Origin of the sequence: Aliiroseovarius conchicola (genome assembly GCF_041403445.1) — a bacterium.
Lineage (GTDB): Bacteria > Pseudomonadota > Alphaproteobacteria > Rhodobacterales > Rhodobacteraceae > Aliiroseovarius > Aliiroseovarius conchicola.
This window is the reverse complement of sequence record NZ_JBGEHL010000003.1, coordinates 102,549-120,422: the sequence shown is the minus strand read 5'-3', so window position 1 is coordinate 120,422 and position 17,874 is coordinate 102,549. Positions and strand designations below refer to the sequence as shown.

The following is a 17,874-nucleotide window of genomic DNA, read 5'->3' as shown; positions in this document are numbered from 1 at the left end:
AGGGCCTCATAAGCTGACTGTTCCAACGCTGGCACCGCCGCAGACATAAAGTGTCTGCCCTGTGACAAAGCCGTTTTCCGGGTCGCAGAAATAAAGAAACGCGTTCGAGATGTCGCGTGTGTTGCCCAGCCGTCCAACCGGGATTTTCTTGGCCAATTCGGCCTCGCGCTCTGACCCTTTCGGGATGATGCCCCAGAAATTATCGGTCTGTACCGGTCCGGGGGCGACCACATTTACGGTAATGCCATGTGGAGCGAGTTCCAAAGCCCATGTGCGGGCCATGCCGATCATTCCCGCTTTGGAGGCTGCGTAAGCGGTGCGGGTCGGAACGCCAAGGGCGGCGCGTGATCCGTTGAACACCACACGGCCGAAACCCTGATCCTTCATATTGGGCAGGAAGGCTTGCAACAGCGTCAGCGCCGACCCCAGATGCAATTGGGTCAACCCCGTCAGGTCTGATGGCTTCGCTTCTTCCAGCAGGTTGGGCCAGATCAGGCCAGCGTTTTGGATGAAATGCGTGACCTTGTGCACCTTGGCGATTTCATCGGCGGCCTGTGTTACGGCGGTCTCGTCCAACAAGTCAGCCTCAACGGAATGAAACCGTTTACGTGAGAACTCCGGTGCATGGCGCGCGATCGAGATGACGGTGTAGTCTTTCTCAAGCAGTCGTTGCGCCAGGTCGAGCCCGATCCCCTTGCTGGCCCCGGTAATGACGGCGGTATGGGTCATGACCCCCCCTCGATCAACGCCAACACACGAAGCGGACTGCCGGTGCCGTTTTTAATCTTTAGCGGCGCAGCCATCAGGACGGCCCCGGTCGGCGGAAGCTGATCCAGATTGGCTAGACATTGCAGCCCGTATTTGCCCGCCCCATGCAGGATGAAATGCGCGGGGTAGGGTGGCGTGTAATGCGCGCCTTGGCCTGCATCGGTGCCGACAGTTTCGGTGCCAAACCCTCGGATACTGCGATCTTCGACCAACAAGCGCACCGCATCCGAAGTAGGTCCGGGCGAATGCGGACCATCGTCGCGCATGTTCAGATATTCGGCGCCTCTGCGTTTTGACCAATCGGTGCGCATCAGGACCCACGCGTCTTCGGGGATCAGGCCGTGTTCGGCCTCCCATGCCTCAATCACCTCGGGCGTTAGTTCGAAGTCATCGTCCTTTGCCGCACCATCTGAACAGTCGATTACGCAAACCGGCCCGACAAACATATCGGTCGGAATCTCATCGACTGATCCGTTGGGCACGTCGCGCCCGGATATCCAATGACTGGGGGCGTCGAAATGCGTGCCGGTGTGTTCGGACAGTGTGATGTTGTGCCATTTCCATGCCGGCCCACGATGGTCATAGGCGCTGATTTCCTCCATCCGGAAACGCGCGCATTGACCGAATTCTGGCGGCAGAATGATCACCGGGAAATCGGGGTCGAGTGTGTGTGTCAGGTCCACCACACGGACGCGGCCCGACGCCAGATCTGCGGCCAGATTGGTCAGGGTCGTCATTGCCCGCCCTCCATGCTCAGTTCCATTTCAAGCACTTTGGCCCCGGCGCGAAGGCGGTCGCGGATATCTTTGGCGATATCGCCGCAATACACCTCTTCCAAGCCGTCCCGCAGACCCGCGACTAGATTGCGGGCGATGGCGGGGGGCAGCACTTTTGGGGGTGGCAAGTGCTGATGCCATTCGTCGTCGGTGGCCCCGACGAACAGATTCATCAGGCGCAGCCCTGACGGGCGAAACTGCATTCGCATGTTCTGAGATAAGGATAACGCAGCGGCATTTGAAGCCGAAAAAGCCCCGTATCCGGGCATAGAAGCGAGCGCTGCTGCTGATAAAATGTTCACCCAGCACACTGCCGAGTTTACCCCATCCGCCGTGCGTGAAGACATTGCCGGCCCAAACGCCTGAGCCAGTCGCATAAGACCGAGGTAGTTTACCTCCATCTCGTCATGGGCAAATGCGGTGTCACCGCGCGACAGCACATCACCGGGGCGCACAAAGCGGGCATTGTTCACAAGGATATCAGTCTTGCCTCCGATCTCACCCGCCAGTTCCTGCACCGATTTCGTGTCGGTCACGTCCAAAGGCAGGACCTCGACCCCTTGGATCGCGCTCAGGGTATCTCGGTTCGGGTTGGGTCGCCATTGCTCGGCCTCACCCACGAAAATCATCGAGGCCCCGGCATCGGCTAAAGCCTTGGCCAAAGCGGGCGCATTTGGGTTGCGCGCATCGGTAATCAGCACCCGGCGGTGTTTCGGGTCCGAGCTCATGGCCCGCATCTGTGGATCGTCTTCCATATTTGGTGTCCTTTCCTCGGGCAGAGCCAGAATGACGCCTTGGCCGGATCGATCAAGCCGGTTGATCAACCGCACGCGGGCGTTTGGGGCAACGTCGCCATGGACGTGGCAGATCACGGTTGGACCCGCATCAAGCCGGACCGATCCTGCCCGCCAAGGCGCGCGTTCGCGAAAATAGAGATTGGTCGAGGTGCGGATCGTGGTTTCGGCCAGCAGATCTCCGACCGGAGAGGTGTCTTGCCACGGTAAGTCGCTCGATAAACAGGTCGAACACGCATCGCGGGGCGGGTATTGAACGGCACCACATTCGGCGCAAGTTTGCAGCGCAAACCGCCCCTCTGCCGCCGCTGCTGATAAACCAAGGGCTGCGCGTGAGCGCATCATAGGTGGTTGGGTTGGCGTGACCGTTCTGACTTGCGGGTTCTTTCTGGGCGGTTTCTGGATGGGGTCTGTCATGACGTGGCCCCCTTCAAGATTGCGGCAGAGGTGCAGACTCCGCGGTCATAGTTGATCATCCCAAAGCCCGAGACCATAGCAGCCTTAGCATCCGCGACCTGTGTGCCACCTGCCTGTCCTGTGATCTGACGGATCGCCTCGACCAGCCCGATGAACCCGCCCGCTGCTCCCGCTTGACCGGCAGAGAGCTGCCCGCCAGAGGTATTGTGCGGGAAGTCACCCGTGGTGGTCATGTCTTTGTCACGCAGGAAATCCGGGCCTTCTCCTTTGGCGCAAAACCCCAGATCTTCGATCTGCATCATCGAGATCACCGGGTAGTCGTCATAGGTTTGCACTAGGTCGATGTTCTCTGGCGCGCAGTCTGCCATCTCGTAAAGTTCGTCGATATCGATGGTCCAACCGCCCCTCAGTTGGATTGGGTCGTCTGCATGGGCATTGTGTCGCTCGATTGCACCGCCAATTGTCGCATAGGGCAGCCCGCGCGTTTCTGCTTCGTCCACGGTCATAACCAAGAACGCCTCTGAGCCGGCACAGGGCATCACGCAGTCAAATAGCGCGATGGGGTCCGCGATGGGACGGGCAGCGATATATTGATCCAGCGTCAGTGGCTTCTTCATCACCGCATTTGGGTTCTTCAAAGCATTGTCGCGCTGGGCCACACAGATACGCCCGAAATCTTCGCGAGTAGCACCATATTCCTGCATGTAACGATCTGTCAGAAACGCGAAGTTCGCGTTGGGCCCGCCGTATCCGTAGGGGTAGGAGGCATCCATCGCAAAGCGCGAAAAGCTCGACAGCATCTTACGAAAACTGTCGATGTGATTGGTATCGCCTGACACACAGGCGATGATATCGGCGTCGCCCGCTTGCACGGCGCGCGCGGCACGGCGAAGCGCCACAACGCCTGATGCGCCACCCATGGGAATATGGTCCAACCAGCGCGGGCAGAGGCCCAGATGCTGAGTAAGGCCAACGGCGGTGTCGGGGAACAATGTGAAACTGGCGACGGAAAACCCGTCGATGTCTGTTGGTTTCAGCCCTGCTGCCATAATCGATCCACGTAGAGCTTTGGCGATCCACCAATGGGCGGTCTCAATCGAATAGCGTTGATAGGGCGTCGAGAACGGCGAGACCAGCGCGATGCCGTCATAGGATTGGCGGGGTCTGGTCATGCAGTTTGCCGTTTCTTCATATGACAGAGGTTATAGGTCTTCGGGTGGTCCAGCAGCGACAGTGCGAGTGTTTTCATCTGCGCCCGTTGGATTTTCTGGGTGGAGGTTAGCGGAAGCGCATCCACAAATGCAATGAAACCAGGAACCTTATAGTAGGCCATCTGGCCTAAGGCCCACCGCGTGATCTCTTCCGCCACTTCAGCTTTGGGGTCGTCGACGGTGAGACAGGCGAAAACTTCGTCCCCTCGTAGGGGGTCGGGCACGGCGGCAACGGCGGCCGCGTGGATAGCGGGGTGGCGCATCAGGATCGCCTCGACCTCGACCGCTGCAATGTTTTCGCCGGACCTACGGATCACGTTTTTCTTGCGATCCACGAAGAACATATTGCCGTCGACGTCTTGGCGAACGATATCGCCGGTGTGGAACCAGCCATCCTGCCATGCCTCGGTGGTTGCTTCGGGATTTTTATAATACTCGGCAAAAAAGCCGCGACGGGGGTGGTCGCCTTTGCGGCGGACAAGAAGCTCTCCTCCCTCGCCCTGCGCCACCTCCTGTCCAGCATCGTCCACAAGCTTGGTGTCCAACCAATCTGCTGGACGGCCCATGCAGGCCTTGCCGATCAGCCTGTCGCTCGTATGTGCTGCGATGACGGCGCCGGCCCCGGTTTCGGTCATCGCCCAACCTTCGACCAAAGGGATATTGAAGCGCTTCTCGAACGCGGATTGAATTTTTGGGTCAATACCAGCTCCAAACCCAAACCGAACACAGTGTTCTTGATACTGGCCCGAGGGTGCAGCGCCCATCAACATGGTCGGCATCACGCCAAGATAGTGAAGGCAAGTTGCACGGCTATCGCGGACATCATCCCACCAACTGCGAGGGTGAAATCGATCCAGTGCAATCAGACAACCGCCAACCGAAAGCATTGCCATGAATGAATAAGCCATTGCATTCATGTGGAAAATTGGCAGCGGTGTAATCATCCGCTCGCCGTCCTCGGACAAGTCTGCAATCCCGCCCAGCCCGGAATACCATTTTGCCACTTCAGTAAAGTAGTCGTTGTTCAGAACACAGCCCTTGGGCTTTCCTGTGGTTCCCGAGGTGTAGAGCACAGCGGCTTCGCGGGCATTATCGTCGTCGGTCAAATGGGCAACAACGGCGCTCAAGCGCGGCGCGGGAATGTCGCCGCTGGGCAAGATGACTTTCGCGTCCAAGTTGGCCAGCGTCACGGCCGTTTGCAGTTCAGCGACACGTGAGGGGACCGCCACGACCAGCGCGGGTTCCGCGTGACCCAGAAGATACTCCAACTCTGCGATGCGCAGGTCGGGATTGATCGGGACAATCGAGGCACCGATGGAATTCAGTGCGATGAACCACAAGAAAAAGTCTGGTCGGTTTTCCAACAGAACCGCCACGCGCATACCCGAACCAAAGCCAGCGGAAATCAAAACATTTCGCATCTCGATAATGCGCGCTTTGGCGTCGCGAAACGAGATTGAGCCGGGTTCGATACCGTAGACTTGGGCGGTCCGCGGCATGACCTCGCACATGGCGCGATCCGGCCAGTGGCGTTCGGCCCGCTTAAAAAGCGCGCTGACGGTGTTGGGGATTGGATCGGTCATGGCAGAAGCTGAATGTTCCCAAAGGCAGCATCAGAATTCAACAGCTCGACGCGCTTGTTTGCGATACGAATTCTTCCATCAACCAGCTTCAAATCATGCGTGGCGGTCAGCGCCAGAAGGAACTGTTCGTCCAGACGGGTTTCCACGTAGTGCATCGCGGTATTGGTCTGAAACTCTCCTGCATCTTCATCGAACTTGTCGACAAATGGGCGTTGGATCACATGGTGACAACGGCTTTTGGGTTTTTGGCTAAAGGTGCGTTCCCCATTCAACCGTTCAACGCGCAGTTTCAGCATGAAATTGTCTTCGTAAAGCAAGGACGTCACTAGATCAGCATCGGTTTGCTTGTAGTCCAGCGGCATCCAATAGATGCCGTCAGGCAACCAAAGGTCGATCCATTCCGAGAAACGGCCTTCGTCCAGCATACGCGCTTCGTTGTAGATGAAATCGACAATATCCTCACGAGTGATGCTCATTCTGCGGCCTCCTGATCGGATGTCATCGAGACGGTGATGAACCGCTTCCACGCATCGAACTGATTGCGCATCTGCCGTTCCGTGGTGCCGTTTTCCACAGCCTCCTCGGCGAAATCCTCTTCATCCTCCAAAAGGCGCTGGATATTGATCCAATCGATACCACGCGCATGCAGACCTTCCTGCGCACGTTCGTACATTTCAAGATCATCATGCCCCACGATTGATGTCGGCGCATTGATCATGCGGTTGTACATCGCCGTTCGGGCAAGCAGTTGATCCGGCGCGCCGACCAGACGGTAGATATAGCTTTCCACCAATGTTTTGTTCGGTCCCAGCGGTATGAAATTGCGCAACTGCTGGATCGGCCCCTTGATCATGATGTTCGGAAAATAAACCGTGTTGTGGCGATTGTCGGCAAGAATGGCACGGGCTTTTTCCTCGCCATAGGTTTCGATCATTGCATCTTCATAGCCTGGTATCGCCGAGTAATCTGAGTGGATCGAATGGTGCACCCCCGTATGTCCATGCCCATTGGGCCATGTGCGGATACCCATTTCTTCGAAGAATTCATAGGCGGACATGAAGGGGGCGATGATCTCCATCGCGGCGGGTTTGGGTTTGTCTTCGGGCCAGTTTTCCTTGTTGAACAGGTCCACGGCGGTCCCCGCACTGCTTTCATGGGCAACCATCGGGTGGCAAGTGTCGGTTTGGTTATCAACCAGCATTTTCCAGTTGCACTGGTGCATGTAACGAAGCGGCGGACCTGCGACCTCTAACCGTCCTTCGGGCGAGCGATCTACCATATTGTCGAGCGATGTCAGGCTGTCCCCAAAGTAGTCCTCAAACGAGATGCCGTCCTCGGCCAAACGCGCAAAGATGAAGCCGCGATAGTTCTTAACGGCGCCAACGGCCTTCATGCCCTTTTTGGCTTCGCCTTCGTTGAATTCAGTCTTTGCATAGCCCTTTTTCAACGGAATCGCGAGCAGGCAGCCGTCCGTTTTGAAAGACCACGCGTGATAAGGACAGCGGAAGAATTTGCCTGTGTTTCCGGTCCGGTCGATGGCGATTTTTGTGCCCTTGTGGGGGCACCGATTATAAAGGACGTGAATTTCGTTGTCCGAGTGACGCACCATGATCACTGGCTGCGTACCGATCTGGGTCGTAAAGTAGTCGCCCTTGTTTGGCGTCTGACTGTCGTGGCCCACAAACACCCACGTATTGGCGAACAGATGCGCCATTTCGAGGTCGAAAATCTCTTCGTCGATATAGGTGTCCTTGTGGACCTGATGTGGCTGAACCAGAGCAGCGACCGCCTCTGGATTGGCTGTATATTTGCTCATCTTGTTCCTCCCATTTTGATCCCGCTAAATGTCCAATTTCAGGCGCGCGGATTTGGCCCGGCTGACGCAGATTTGCATAACATCGCCAGATGCGCGTTCGTCTTCCGATAGGACCACGTCGCGATGATCAGGCGTGCCCTCCAAGACATCCACTTGGCAGATGCCGCAGTCCCCCCGCTGGCAATCATACATCACATCGACACCTGCGTCCTCTAGCGCTTCGATGATCGTTTTGTCGGCGGGGATGGTATAGACTTCTCCGGTGCTGGCGATTTCGACCTCGAAGGCCTCGTCCCCTTCGGCGCTTGCGGCAGAGGTGAACAGTTCGAAATGGATGTGATCGGCTGCAAATCCCGCGCTTTCGGCAATTTCGCGTACGGTGTCGATCATACCTTTTGGACCACAGCAATAAATGTGCGCTGCACGGTCTGTGTTCTCTATGACATCGCGCAAGTCGATGGCGTTACCGTTGTCATGCCAAAGGTGAAATTGCGGACCGTGGTCACGCGAAAGGTGGTCCTTGAATGGTGTGATTTCTGCCGAGCGGGTGGTGAAATGAAACTTGTACGGCAAATCCCGAGATTTAAGCGAGGTCGCAAAAGACAAGATCGGTGTGACTCCGATCCCCCCCGCAAGTAAAAGCGACGGTGCATCGGTTGGGACAAGGGCGAAGTCATTTTTTGGGGCAGTTGCAGCAACGGTATCCCCTTCGGTCAGGTCGTGCATTGCCTTGGAACCACCCTCGCCGCCATCCTCGCGCTGCACGGCGATTTGATAGGTTGCGGGCTCGGGCGCCAAGGGCACGAGGTCGACCAGCGAATAAGCCCGTTTGCCTGCCTTCCCCAAATCAAACTCCAGATGTGATCCTGGTATATAAGTTGGCAAGGAACCCGTCGCGCCGGCAAGCGTGAACAGCGTGATCCGGTCGGTCAGGTCTTCGCGGGCTGTTATGATCAGGTCTAGCGTCACCTTGAGTCCTTTCTACAATAAATATGCATTTGCATATTAATGGGGTCAATCGCTTTGTTCAACTTTCCGGGCGGGGTCATCGCAGAACGACCGAACCGTTTCGATTGCGCCGTCAAGCGCGTCGCCATGCTCGTCCAGAAGTGCGGCCTCTCGCAGGCGCTTTATCCAAGTCGCGGCGTCGGCGCGTCCCTGCAACAATGCCAGCGCGCCGATGACGCGCGAGAACTTGGAGCGCGCCCGCAGATGAGTATCAGAGTACCCCTTAACGAGGCGCTGACATCGCAAAATTTCTGCGGCGAGTGCGGTGTCAGCTTGCGCGGCGTCATGTGCCAATGCAATCAAACTGGTTAGATGCGCCGCCTCATGTTTGTGGCGCAGTAGGCGGCGGCGGAATGGTCGCAGGCGCGCGATGAGCCATAGGAGCGTAAATCCAGCCATCCGATCTGTCCGAATGCGTCGCCCTTTGTTCATCACACGATCCAATCGCGCAAACACCCGTGGGCGATCCATAATCCATTGGCCAAGCCGGACGGGCAGGGTCAGGCAGAACTCCTCTGCACGCGGATGAAAATACTCGGTGACATGGACAATCCCACCGGCGTCGATCTGCTGTTCGCGACGCATGCGCAACTGGCGGGTCGAGCGGGTTTTCAGGTCGGCAACACGCAAGATGTCATCGTAGCACATGGCGTTCGCGATGTATTTTGCTGCCTGTTTGGTAAGGTCGTAATCCGTATCGCTTGTGTCGATCGCCAAGAACCGTTCCATGTGTTCAAGATACTGCTCGCCGTATCCAATATCTTGAAAATCAACGACCTTTGTTAAGCCAGCCTTTACCATCGGATGGACCGGTGTCGGAAGGGACAAGATGCGATTGGAAAGATTTTGCCATTCAGCCAACAGCGTATCGGGACCGCGCATGCCTGTTCCTGAACCGATGGCTGTATCGCCGTCGGATGTGTCTGGATCATGGGTCAACGCCGCTCTAAATGCGCGAAGGCTGGCCTCAACACCTCGACCAGACGCGCGGATCACCTCTTCGTAGGTTGTCGCGTCGAAGGGAAGTGCATCCGAACGAGCGAGGCCACCAAAAAGGCTGGATGAAATGACGCTTCCGGCGTTGCTCGCCAACTTCTCCATATCAAAGCACACCAGCTTCAGCGCCGCATTCTCTATCTTTTCATGCACCACGCCACTATTCGCACGACCGTCACCGGGCTGCTGTTTCTCGTCAACCGAGAGGATGCGATGCGACGAAGTGATCAGTGTGGTCTTGTCTGGAGTCACAAAGCCGCGCATCACTGCGCGGCCCGCCTCCATCAGTTCCGAGGCGATCAGAATATCAACGTCACCCGGCACCGGAGAGAGGGCCATGACTGGCATTCCCTTGTCGGATTTGGGGGCCATCTCGACATAATAGATCGTCGCACCGGTGCGCTGGGCCACGCCTGCGACCGATGTCATCTGGACATCATATCCTCCGCGCGTTCCAAGGTCTGCAATCCAATTTGCCAGCACGCCGCCACCTTGTCCGCCGACTGCTAGAATCGCGATTTTGATAATCTCGGCGGCGCTGTCATGCGGGTGATGTTTGGGGTTGGACATTTGGTTCATTCGGCAACCTCACGCGTTTCGACCGTGATCATCAGCCTGTTTTGCTCGGACCTACACTGTAAGAAATCGATCAACTTGTTGCGCCAGCGGCTTAGGAATTGATCCCAGGTTGTTGGATTTTGAACTAAGTCTGCCTGATAAAACGAGGGGCATAAAATGGCCGCGTCTGCGACCTCGCCGCAATTTCCACAGCCAACGCAGCTGGTGTCGATGGCGGCGACGGGATCGTCGCGCAATGGATCATCCAGATGTTTGACAGACAGCGACGGACAACCCGACAGGCGTATGCAGGCGTGGTCACCCGTGCAGATGTCGTCGTCCACGCCAAACCGGGTGCGTAAAAGTCGCTTCCCTTGCTTGAGTGCAGTCTGACGCGCTGGTTTTTCCCTGCGTTGTCGATTGAGCATGCATTCCGACGAGGCGATGATGACTTTCGGGCCCGTCTCTTTGGTGGTCAGTGCTTCGCGAAGGGCCTTTTGCATCGCGCCAACATCGTAGGTTCGTTCGATATGACGCACCCATTTGACCCCCATCCCTTCAACCGCCTTGCGGATTGGGTGCTGAGTGGACCTGATTGCATTTTCTGCACGCGACGACAGCAAGTCCTGGCCCCCCGTGGCGGCCGAGTAGTGATTGTCGACGATAACAATCACTCCGTCATTGTCATTAAAGACAGCATTCCCGATTGAGGAGGTCAGCCCGTTGTGCCAAAACCCACCATCCCCGATGAACGAGATTGACCGCTTATCTGCTGTTCTGTCGTTGAACGCCGCCGTCGACGCTGGGCCAAGCCCGTAACCCATCGTCGTGGCACCGATGTCAAACGGAGCGTTGATCGAAAAAAGGTGGCATCCAATATCACTGGCGATGTGGTGATCGCCAAGGTCTTGTTGCACCAGCTTGGTCGCCGCGAATATCGGGCGCTCGGGGCATCCGGTGCAAAAGCTTGGTGGGCGGGCAGGGACTGTCTTTGCAAGATCATCATCCGGGATGATGAGCGGCGCATTAGGTGCGCGCCCTTTTGATGGCAACAGATCACCGGCATGCATCTTGATGAAGCTGGTTATTGCATCGAACATCACGGTTCCGGTAAGCTCTCCTGCCTCTGGGAGCACCCCTTTGCCATCCAACGCTGTCGCGGCCCCGGCCTTGTGCAAAATCGCCCGCAGGTTTTGTTCGATATATTCAGGATGCCCTTCCTCAACGACAAGCACCGCAGTTTTACCTCCCGCGAAGTCTAGAAATTCCTCGTCCACAAGGGGGTAGGTCACGTTCAGCACGTAAAGTGGAATCTGAGACTTGCCCTGCAGATCCGCCAATCCAAGTCGTTGAAGCGCGCGGATCACGCCATTATACATACCGCCTTGCATCACGATGCCGACGGCGCCCGTTTCGGGGCCAAAAAATTCGTTCAGGGTGTTTTCTCGGATGAATCGCCGGGCCGCAGGAAGGCGCTTTGTCACCTTTTCCTGTTCGTGCAGAAAGGACGCCGGAGGTAAGACGATCCGGTTCAAATCGCGGGCCGGATTTTCCAGTGCGTCTTTGACGGTCATCGCTGGGCGAATATTGTCGCGTGCTTCAAACTCGCCCAACAGATGACAGGATCGGATGCGGATTTGCAGCATTACTGGCGTGTTCGAGGCCTCTGACAGACCGAACCCATCACCGACCGCCTTGACGATGGATGGCAGGTTTGGACGCGGATCCAACAGCCAGATTTGCGATTTCATTGCAAAGGCATGGCTGCGCTCTTGCATGATTGACGAGCCTTCGCCGTAATCCTCGCCGACAATCACCAGCGCACCGCCGGTCACGCCACCCGATGACAGATTGGCGAGCGCGTCAGATGCGACGTTGGTGCCCACCGTAGACTTGAACGTCACCGCGCCACGGATGGGATAGTGGACAGATGCAGCCAATGTGGCGGCTGCGGTTGCTTCGGACGCGCTTGATTCAAAATGGACGCCAAGGTCTTCAAGGATATCATTGGCATCTGCAAGCACGTCCATCAGATGTGAAATCGGTGATCCCTGATAGCCGCCGACATATCCGACGCCGTTCTCCAGCAGTGCCTTCGTAATCGCGAGTATACCCTCACCCCGAAATACCTCGCCGGCACCGAGTTTGAGGTGCTCCACCTCTTTTTTGAACGACCTCTCCGCCAAGAAACACCTCCAGTTAGATGAAAATTCATATTTATTGGCGCGGTGTGAGTCAAGCTGCGGATGCTGTCAGGTCGAACGAAAGATGTTTCGGGAACTAGATCGGATGCTCGCGCAGTTGTTTCAGGATCTTCTGGTTGAGCTTGAAAAACATGTCTTGTTCGTCCTCTGACAGTGCCCGCAGCAGATAGGCATTGGCCTGATCCATGACAGGGCGGATGTCATTATAGACCCGTCTTCCCTCGGCAGTCAGCGTGATCACCCGGGATCGTTGGTCGTCATCCGGTACGAAACGCGTCACCAGACCCTGCTCTTCCATCTTTTCAATGGCACGGCTCATTGTGGACTGCTCTGATATGGCATGCACGCATAGCTCGTTGACAGACAGTTTCTCGAACACTGCTAGGCTGGCGATCACCCGCATTTTGGTCACGGTCAGGCCGGCTTCTTTCAGTTTGGACTGAAGCGTTTGATTATAGCGGTGCACGATCCGGTTCAGAAGGTAGGGCGCGAAGCTCTGAAGTTCGAGCGGGACAGTCAGGTCGGTGTCGTTCATGTGATTTCTGGTCCCGGGGTTGAGTTACAAGTGGCTGTACAAGTGACGTGATCAACTTATATGAAAACTCATGAGCCTCAAGGGAGTGACAGGGATGCAGCCATGAAGCGTGACATCACAGCGGCACTGGCGCAGGTCGAAACTGGGCTGGGCGAAAGTCTGGAGCGGTTGTCCGAGCTCATCGCAATCCCCTCGGACGCCATAGATAAGACTCGTCACAAAGATTGTGAGGACGCGGCGAAATGGCTGCATCAAACATTCGAAAAAATAGGGTTTGAGGGGGGCGTCAAGCAAACACAAGGCCAGCCGATCGTGCTGATGCGCCGCCCATCCCGTGCACCGTCACGCCGCGTTCTGTTCTATGCCCATTACGACATTCAGCCCGAAGGCCCCGAACGGGAATGGTCCAGTCCTCCTTTTGCGATGGAGGTTCGCAACGGCGCCATCTATGGGCGTGGTGCATCAGACAATAAGGGCCAGATGATGACCGTCATCGAGGCCATCCGTATCCTGGTCGCACAGGATGCGTTTGACCTCGACGTGACGGTTCTGATCGAAGGTGAAGAGGAAATAGGTTCGCCTTCGTTGCCGGCGTTTCTGCAGGCACATCCCGAACTAAGCGACGTTGACGTTATCTATGTCTGTGACAACAGTATGTGGGATGTACAGACCCCGGCCATCTGCACCCGACTGCGTGGACTTGTCAGTGACGAGGTTTCGGTTCGCGTGGCGGCCCATGATCGTCATTCCGGGCAGTTTGGCGGTATCGCTCCGAACGCTGCGCACCTTTTGATCCAGGCTTTATCTTCTTTGCACGATGCAGAGGGTCGCATTCAGGTGCCGGGTTTCTATGACGATGTCGTGCCGCCCCCTGCGGCGGAATGGAGCCGATGGAACGCTCTGCGATTTGACCCCGGTCCTTATGAGGGCCTTTTTGCTGCATCCGATCAAGCCACACTACTGCGAAAACTGTGGTCCGAGCCGTCGTTGGAACTGGGTGGGCTTGTCTCGGGGCATATTGACGAAGGGTTCAAAACCATCATCCCCGCAATGGCATCCGCAAAGATCGGGATCCGGCTGGTAGAGGGGCAGGACCCAGACCGCATTCGTCACGCGCTGAGGCTCTGGCTGAAAAGTCAGCTGCCATCAGCAGCCGACGTTGACTTCACCGCTTATGCAACGACGCCGGCCTGCGTAGTTGAGGAAGGTGCACCCGCGCTTTCGGCTACGCGAAACGCGCTGGACGAAGAATGGCCCAACCCAACCGCGTTGATAGGTGGGGCAGGAACGATCCCCGTGGTTGGGATGTTTCAGGACATTTTGGGCAAGGCACCGCTTTTGGTGGGGTTCGGGTTGGCCGACGACGGCGCGCATGGGCCGGATGAACACTATGCGCTGTCCAGTTTTGTCGGCGGCACGCGCAGCTGGATAAGAATTCTATCTGCGCTTTAGCCCTTACAACTCTTTCGCCATCTGACCGTCGGGGCGTTTAATTTGGGTGTCGGCTTCTGGGGCGTTCAGAATATCCTCGATTTGCGAGCGAATGACGTCAGGCCAAGGCGTCGCCTTCTTTTTGCTCAGGCTGATGCAGACAAGTGTGATGATTGTGCGCAGGCGCTCTTCGCCGTTGCACCAACACGAGATGCCAAATGACAGGCTGGACCTGCCGATACGGTTGAGCTTCATTTGAAATTGCAAACGGTCCTCAAGATAGCTTGCTTCGAAGAAGTCGGTCTCCATGCGAACGGTTGGGACAGTGACCTGTAGTTCAGATTGAAGGCGGTTAAACGAATGCCCAAGCTGAGCCTCGAAAAACCGTTCCACAGTCAGATTTAACATTTCGTAGTAGCGTGGATAGAAAACGATACCGGCCGGATCGCAATGCTGAAAGCGGACGGTTTGTTGTTCTTCAAAAAAGTTCTCTCTTGGCCGCATGGCGTTCTCCCACATTTGCTTAGCGGAGTGTGCGTTGTTTGTGTGAAAGGGGCAAGCATGTGGTCTGGTTAATTGGTTGGACCAAAATTGCTTATTGCGCGGCAACCCCCGAAATCGCGTGTGGATATGGCAAGCAGAGGTGAATTCGTGCGGATCTGACGGGCCAATTTGCACCATTTGTGTCATTTGGTTTGACCAATATGCATTTTCATGTAATCTCGAATGATACCAAACAGGGGAATCAAGTGAGCAACCGCGATTTTGATGTTGTCATTGCAGGGGGTGGGCATAACAGCCTGGCCTGTGGCGCGTGGCTGGCCCGGAGCGGTCTAAAAGTCTGTGTGGTCGAGCGTAATCCATGGATTGGCGGGGGGTGTATTACCCGCGAAGTGACCCAGCCGGGGTTCAAACATGATCTCTTTGGATCAAGTCACGTGTGGATACATGCGAACCCTGATTTTCAAGAATTGCTGCCCGAACTTGAACAGCATGGGCTGGAATACCTTTGGGAGCAAAACCACATCACCGGCCATCCGAATCTGAACGGCGACGGGGTTGTCGTCTACAAGGATGTGGACAAAACCTGCGAAAGCATCGCGAAATATTCGGTGAATGACGCGAAACGTTACCGCGAGATTTACGACAAATGGCATGAAATCCGCGATGGATTCATCAAGGGCATGTTCTCTCCGCCCGCGAAACCAGGCGTGATGCCAAACGCGTTGCAAGACAGCTATGAAGGGCTGTTGAAGCTGAAGGAGTTCAACCTCTCATCCCGCCAATTCGTGATGCAGAATTTCGAAAGCGATACCGTGCGCGCATTCATTCTGGGCTGGGCCATGGCGCCGCAAATCTTTCCCGATACTGAATGCACGGGTCAGTCCTTCTATATCTTGATCCCAGGCATCCACACCTATGGGGCGGCGATCCCCAAAGGTGGATCGATGATGTTGCCGACATCTTTGGCCAACTACATCAAAGCGCATGGTGGGGAAGTTTTGACCGAAGCGCCGATAGACCGTTTTGTCATGGACAGCGACGGGTCATGCGTCGGTGTGCGTCTGGAAAGCGGAGAGGAAATCACTGCCTCAAAAGGCGTTGTGACGGGGCTGGGGATGAAGGTGTCGTTCCTGGACTGTATGGACCCAAATGACTTGCATCCAGAGTTTGTGAAGGCCTGCCAGAACTATTCCTATGGTTCTGTCTCTATTGCGCGGGTGCATTACGCGCTGAACGAGCTGCCCGATTATAACAATGGTGACGATATGAACGCCTGCGCGTTCCACCGCATTTTCGGCACGATGCAGGACATCGACGTCCAGTATGGCGAGATCATGATGGGTAAGGCCCCCACGAACCCGTTCCTGTGGTCTGCAGGCTGGACCAAGCTTGATCCCGGACGTGCGCCAGAGGGCAAGCACACTCTGATTTTAGACACTTTTGTGCCCTCGCGCTTGGCCGATGGCACAAACTGGGACGACTATATCGAAGAATACACCGAGAAGGTGCTGATGAAGGTCATGCGCCGCTACACATCCAACATGGATGACAGTAACATTCTTGGTGCCTACTATGAGACTGGCGTGAGCCTTGAGGCCGCCAATCCGGCCTTTGTCTCGGGCAATACCACCGGGGGCGAACGGCTGCTTAGCCAGATGGGCTACATGCGCCCGCTGCCGGGTTTCAGCCAATATAAATCACCGATCAAGAACCTCTATATGACCGGCCCAAGCTGCCATCCCGGCGGCGGGATCACGGCGATGGGTACGATCACTGCCAATGTCATGCTGCGCGATTGGGGAATGCCCCACCGCCCGCTTAGCTAAATCCGAAGGACACCACGATGCGCAAACCGATCGAGAAGTATACCGCCCTTGTCATGCAACCCCATGTCGAGGTCGCAACCGACCGCGAAGGCATCAAGCGCAACTTGCAACGCGCGCTTGATCTGATTGATTTCGGCGTTGGTTACTACTGGGAAGTCCCGGTGCGGTTGGTCGTTTTCCCCGAGTATTTCTTGCAAGGCGTAACGACGCCTGGAAAGGGCGAACACGGGCTCGAGGACTTCATGAAAAAGGCCATCACATTTGATGACCCGGAAATGCAGGCACTGATCGACAAGTGTAAGGAATACAATCTCTATATCTCGGGCGGCGGTGTGATTGAGAAAGTGCCGGAGTTCCCGGACCGCTGGTTCAACACCGCATTTATTCTTGGTCCCAACGGGGTCGAGCTGCGCTATCACAAATACCACATCCCGGCGTCGATTGGGTTGGGCACGTCGCCTCATGATATGTGGGACGAATATTCCGAGGTTTTTGGCGGTGATATCAAAGATATCTTCCCTGTTCTGGACAGCCCTATTGGCAAGCTGGGCTGCATGACTTGCCATGACGGCTGCACCCCCGAAGCGTCGCGCGCGCTGGGCTTTAATGGGGTCGAGGTGATTTGCCACCCAGTCGCATTGCAAGAAGTCGAAGGCGTGTCCGAGCCATGGGATTTCTGGATGTTCACCCGCCGGACCCGTGCCCACGACAATATGGCCTATGTGCTGGGCTCCAACTGGGGCACGGTGGATTATCAGTATTATCCAAAGGCGTTCTGCGCGGGCAATTCGTTTGCCATTGACTACACCGGGATGGTGCTGCGCCACGCGCCCTATCCAGAAGAGCAAGTGCTGTCGGTTACAATCGATATCGAGGCACAGCGCGAACACCGCACCCGCATCAACCACAACACCTGGGTCGATGTGCGCACCGAGGCTTTCCGCCAGATTTATGAAGAGCCGATCTACCCCCCCAACCTGTTCCCGTCGGGCAATCCGCCACGCAACCTCGCCCACAAAATGACGGGTGCTTATACGTCTATGGACAAGATGTATGAACGAGGTCAGCTGGAGATGCCGTTCGACAAGGCGGGGATGAAACACTCGGACTTGCTGAAATCCCGCATCACACGCGCGCAGAATGTCGGCGCACTTCGGAAGGACTGATCCCATGCGCGTGACCACGCCTATCGCGGATATGGATATCTCGATTGACCGGCTTCGTGTCGAGGATGGTGTGTTGGTTATGACCAACTCTGACGATGACGCCATGCAGACCCGCACGGTGATGAATCCGGAAGATGTTCGCAAAATTTTTGGGGCATTGATGCGCCCCAAAGTGTTGTGGTTCGCGTTCACCTGCCTGTTTCGCAGCAACGCGGATGGCGCACGCCCCGCAGATGTGACCGAAAGCCACCCAACCCCCAACCCTTGGTGAGACCGACGAG

General features: G+C 56.3%; 16 protein-coding genes. 4 read left to right on the top strand and 12 right to left on the bottom strand.

Annotated elements, in window-relative coordinates:
• Positions 1 to 6: 6 nt before the first annotated feature.
• From V6N04_RS06275 to V6N04_RS06225, 11 genes are all read right to left on the bottom strand, one after another.
• Positions 7 to 729: an SDR family NAD(P)-dependent oxidoreductase gene (locus V6N04_RS06275; protein WP_371169285.1), complete on the bottom strand. Its 723-nt coding sequence runs from the start codon at positions 727 to 729 to the stop codon at positions 7 to 9.
• Positions 726 to 1,505 carry a cyclase family protein gene (locus V6N04_RS06270; RefSeq protein WP_371169284.1) on the bottom strand — a complete coding sequence of 260 codons (780 nt, stop codon included), beginning with the start codon at positions 1,503 to 1,505 and terminating at the stop codon, positions 726 to 728. Before V6N04_RS06270 ends, V6N04_RS06275 begins: the two co-directional genes overlap by 4 nt.
• On the bottom strand, positions 1,502 to 2,755 hold the full coding sequence (locus V6N04_RS06265; protein ID WP_371169283.1) for an SDR family NAD(P)-dependent oxidoreductase: 1,254 nt from the start codon (positions 2,753 to 2,755) through the stop codon (positions 1,502 to 1,504). Before V6N04_RS06265 ends, V6N04_RS06270 begins: the two co-directional genes overlap by 4 nt.
• A complete protein-coding gene (locus V6N04_RS06260; protein WP_371169282.1) occupies positions 2,752 to 3,927 on the bottom strand; it encodes a thiolase family protein in 1,176 nt (391 codons plus the stop codon). The genes V6N04_RS06265 and V6N04_RS06260 overlap by 4 nt, the downstream gene beginning before the upstream one ends.
• Positions 3,924 to 5,549, bottom strand: a complete 1,626-nt coding sequence (locus V6N04_RS06255; protein WP_371169281.1) for an AMP-binding protein — start codon at positions 5,547 to 5,549, stop codon at positions 3,924 to 3,926. Before V6N04_RS06255 ends, V6N04_RS06260 begins: the two co-directional genes overlap by 4 nt.
• On the bottom strand, positions 5,546 to 6,025 hold the full coding sequence (locus V6N04_RS06250; protein ID WP_371169280.1) for an aromatic-ring-hydroxylating dioxygenase subunit beta: 480 nt from the start codon (positions 6,023 to 6,025) through the stop codon (positions 5,546 to 5,548). Before V6N04_RS06250 ends, V6N04_RS06255 begins: the two co-directional genes overlap by 4 nt.
• On the bottom strand, positions 6,022 to 7,365 hold the full coding sequence (locus V6N04_RS06245; RefSeq protein ID WP_371169279.1) for an aromatic ring-hydroxylating dioxygenase subunit alpha: 1,344 nt from the start codon (positions 7,363 to 7,365) through the stop codon (positions 6,022 to 6,024). Before V6N04_RS06245 ends, V6N04_RS06250 begins: the two co-directional genes overlap by 4 nt.
• 24 nt (positions 7,366 to 7,389) lie before the next feature.
• Positions 7,390 to 8,334, bottom strand: coding sequence for a PDR/VanB family oxidoreductase (locus tag V6N04_RS06240; RefSeq protein WP_371169278.1), 945 nt, complete (start codon positions 8,332 to 8,334; stop codon positions 7,390 to 7,392).
• Positions 8,335 to 8,379: 45 nt separating this feature from the next.
• Complete coding sequence (locus tag V6N04_RS06235) at positions 8,380 to 9,948, bottom strand: indolepyruvate oxidoreductase subunit beta family protein (RefSeq protein ID WP_371169277.1); 1,569 nt, start codon at positions 9,946 to 9,948, stop codon at positions 8,380 to 8,382.
• Positions 9,945 to 12,113, bottom strand: a complete 2,169-nt coding sequence (locus V6N04_RS06230; RefSeq protein ID WP_371169276.1) for a thiamine pyrophosphate-dependent enzyme — start codon at positions 12,111 to 12,113, stop codon at positions 9,945 to 9,947. The genes V6N04_RS06235 and V6N04_RS06230 overlap by 4 nt, the downstream gene beginning before the upstream one ends.
• Positions 12,114 to 12,207: 94 nt before the next feature.
• On the bottom strand, positions 12,208 to 12,666 hold the full coding sequence (locus V6N04_RS06225; RefSeq protein WP_371169275.1) for a MarR family winged helix-turn-helix transcriptional regulator: 459 nt from the start codon (positions 12,664 to 12,666) through the stop codon (positions 12,208 to 12,210).
• Positions 12,667 to 12,768: 102 nt separating this feature from the next.
• Between V6N04_RS06225 and V6N04_RS06220 the strand changes: the two genes are divergently transcribed.
• On the top strand, positions 12,769 to 14,118 hold the full coding sequence (locus V6N04_RS06220; RefSeq protein WP_371169274.1) for a M20/M25/M40 family metallo-hydrolase: 1,350 nt from the start codon (positions 12,769 to 12,771) through the stop codon (positions 14,116 to 14,118).
• 3 nt (positions 14,119 to 14,121) lie between these two features.
• Here the strand turns inward: V6N04_RS06220 and V6N04_RS06215 are convergent, their stop codons facing one another.
• Positions 14,122 to 14,601 (bottom strand): acyl-CoA thioesterase, encoded by a 480-nt coding sequence (locus tag V6N04_RS06215; RefSeq protein ID WP_371169273.1) that lies wholly within the window; start codon positions 14,599 to 14,601, stop codon positions 14,122 to 14,124.
• A gap of 245 nt (positions 14,602 to 14,846) precedes the next feature.
• Here V6N04_RS06215 and V6N04_RS06210 point away from each other — a divergent pair, with 245 nt between their 5' ends.
• From V6N04_RS06210 to V6N04_RS06200, 3 genes are read left to right on the top strand one after another with little or no spacing between them, the layout of a single operon-like run.
• Positions 14,847 to 16,427, top strand: a complete 1,581-nt coding sequence (locus V6N04_RS06210; RefSeq protein ID WP_371169272.1) for a phytoene desaturase family protein — start codon at positions 14,847 to 14,849, stop codon at positions 16,425 to 16,427.
• 17 nt (positions 16,428 to 16,444) lie between these two features.
• Positions 16,445 to 17,593: a nitrilase-related carbon-nitrogen hydrolase gene (locus V6N04_RS06205; RefSeq protein WP_371169271.1), complete on the top strand. Its 1,149-nt coding sequence runs from the start codon at positions 16,445 to 16,447 to the stop codon at positions 17,591 to 17,593.
• Positions 17,594 to 17,597: 4 nt separating this feature from the next.
• A complete protein-coding gene (locus tag V6N04_RS06200; protein ID WP_371169270.1) occupies positions 17,598 to 17,864 on the top strand; it encodes a hypothetical protein in 267 nt (88 codons plus the stop codon).
• The last annotated feature ends 10 nt before the right edge of the window (positions 17,865 to 17,874 follow it).

What these genes read in the sequence shown, in the direction of transcription:
- V6N04_RS06275 (WP_371169285.1), bottom strand. Translation starts at nt 729, where the DNA reads ATGACCCATACCGCCGTCATTACCGGGGCCAGCAAGGGGATCGGGCTC.
- V6N04_RS06270 (WP_371169284.1), bottom strand. Translation starts at nt 1,505, where the DNA reads ATGACGACCCTGACCAATCTGGCCGCAGATCTGGCGTCGGGCCGCGTC.
- V6N04_RS06265 (WP_371169283.1), bottom strand. Translation starts at nt 2,755, where the DNA reads ATGACAGACCCCATCCAGAAACCGCCCAGAAAGAACCCGCAAGTCAGA.
- V6N04_RS06260 (WP_371169282.1), bottom strand. Translation starts at nt 3,927, where the DNA reads ATGACCAGACCCCGCCAATCCTATGACGGCATCGCGCTGGTCTCGCCG.
- V6N04_RS06255 (WP_371169281.1), bottom strand. Translation starts at nt 5,549, where the DNA reads ATGACCGATCCAATCCCCAACACCGTCAGCGCGCTTTTTAAGCGGGCC.
- V6N04_RS06250 (WP_371169280.1), bottom strand. Translation starts at nt 6,025, where the DNA reads ATGAGCATCACTCGTGAGGATATTGTCGATTTCATCTACAACGAAGCG.
- V6N04_RS06245 (WP_371169279.1), bottom strand. Translation starts at nt 7,365, where the DNA reads ATGAGCAAATATACAGCCAATCCAGAGGCGGTCGCTGCTCTGGTTCAG.
- V6N04_RS06235 (WP_371169277.1), bottom strand. Translation starts at nt 9,948, where the DNA reads ATGAACCAAATGTCCAACCCCAAACATCACCCGCATGACAGCGCCGCC.
- V6N04_RS06225 (WP_371169275.1), bottom strand. Translation starts at nt 12,666, where the DNA reads ATGAACGACACCGACCTGACTGTCCCGCTCGAACTTCAGAGCTTCGCG.
- V6N04_RS06220 (WP_371169274.1), top strand. Translation starts at nt 12,769, where the DNA reads ATGAAGCGTGACATCACAGCGGCACTGGCGCAGGTCGAAACTGGGCTG.
- V6N04_RS06215 (WP_371169273.1), bottom strand. Translation starts at nt 14,601, where the DNA reads ATGCGGCCAAGAGAGAACTTTTTTGAAGAACAACAAACCGTCCGCTTT.
- V6N04_RS06205 (WP_371169271.1), top strand. Translation starts at nt 16,445, where the DNA reads ATGCGCAAACCGATCGAGAAGTATACCGCCCTTGTCATGCAACCCCAT.
- V6N04_RS06200 (WP_371169270.1), top strand. Translation starts at nt 17,598, where the DNA reads ATGCGCGTGACCACGCCTATCGCGGATATGGATATCTCGATTGACCGG.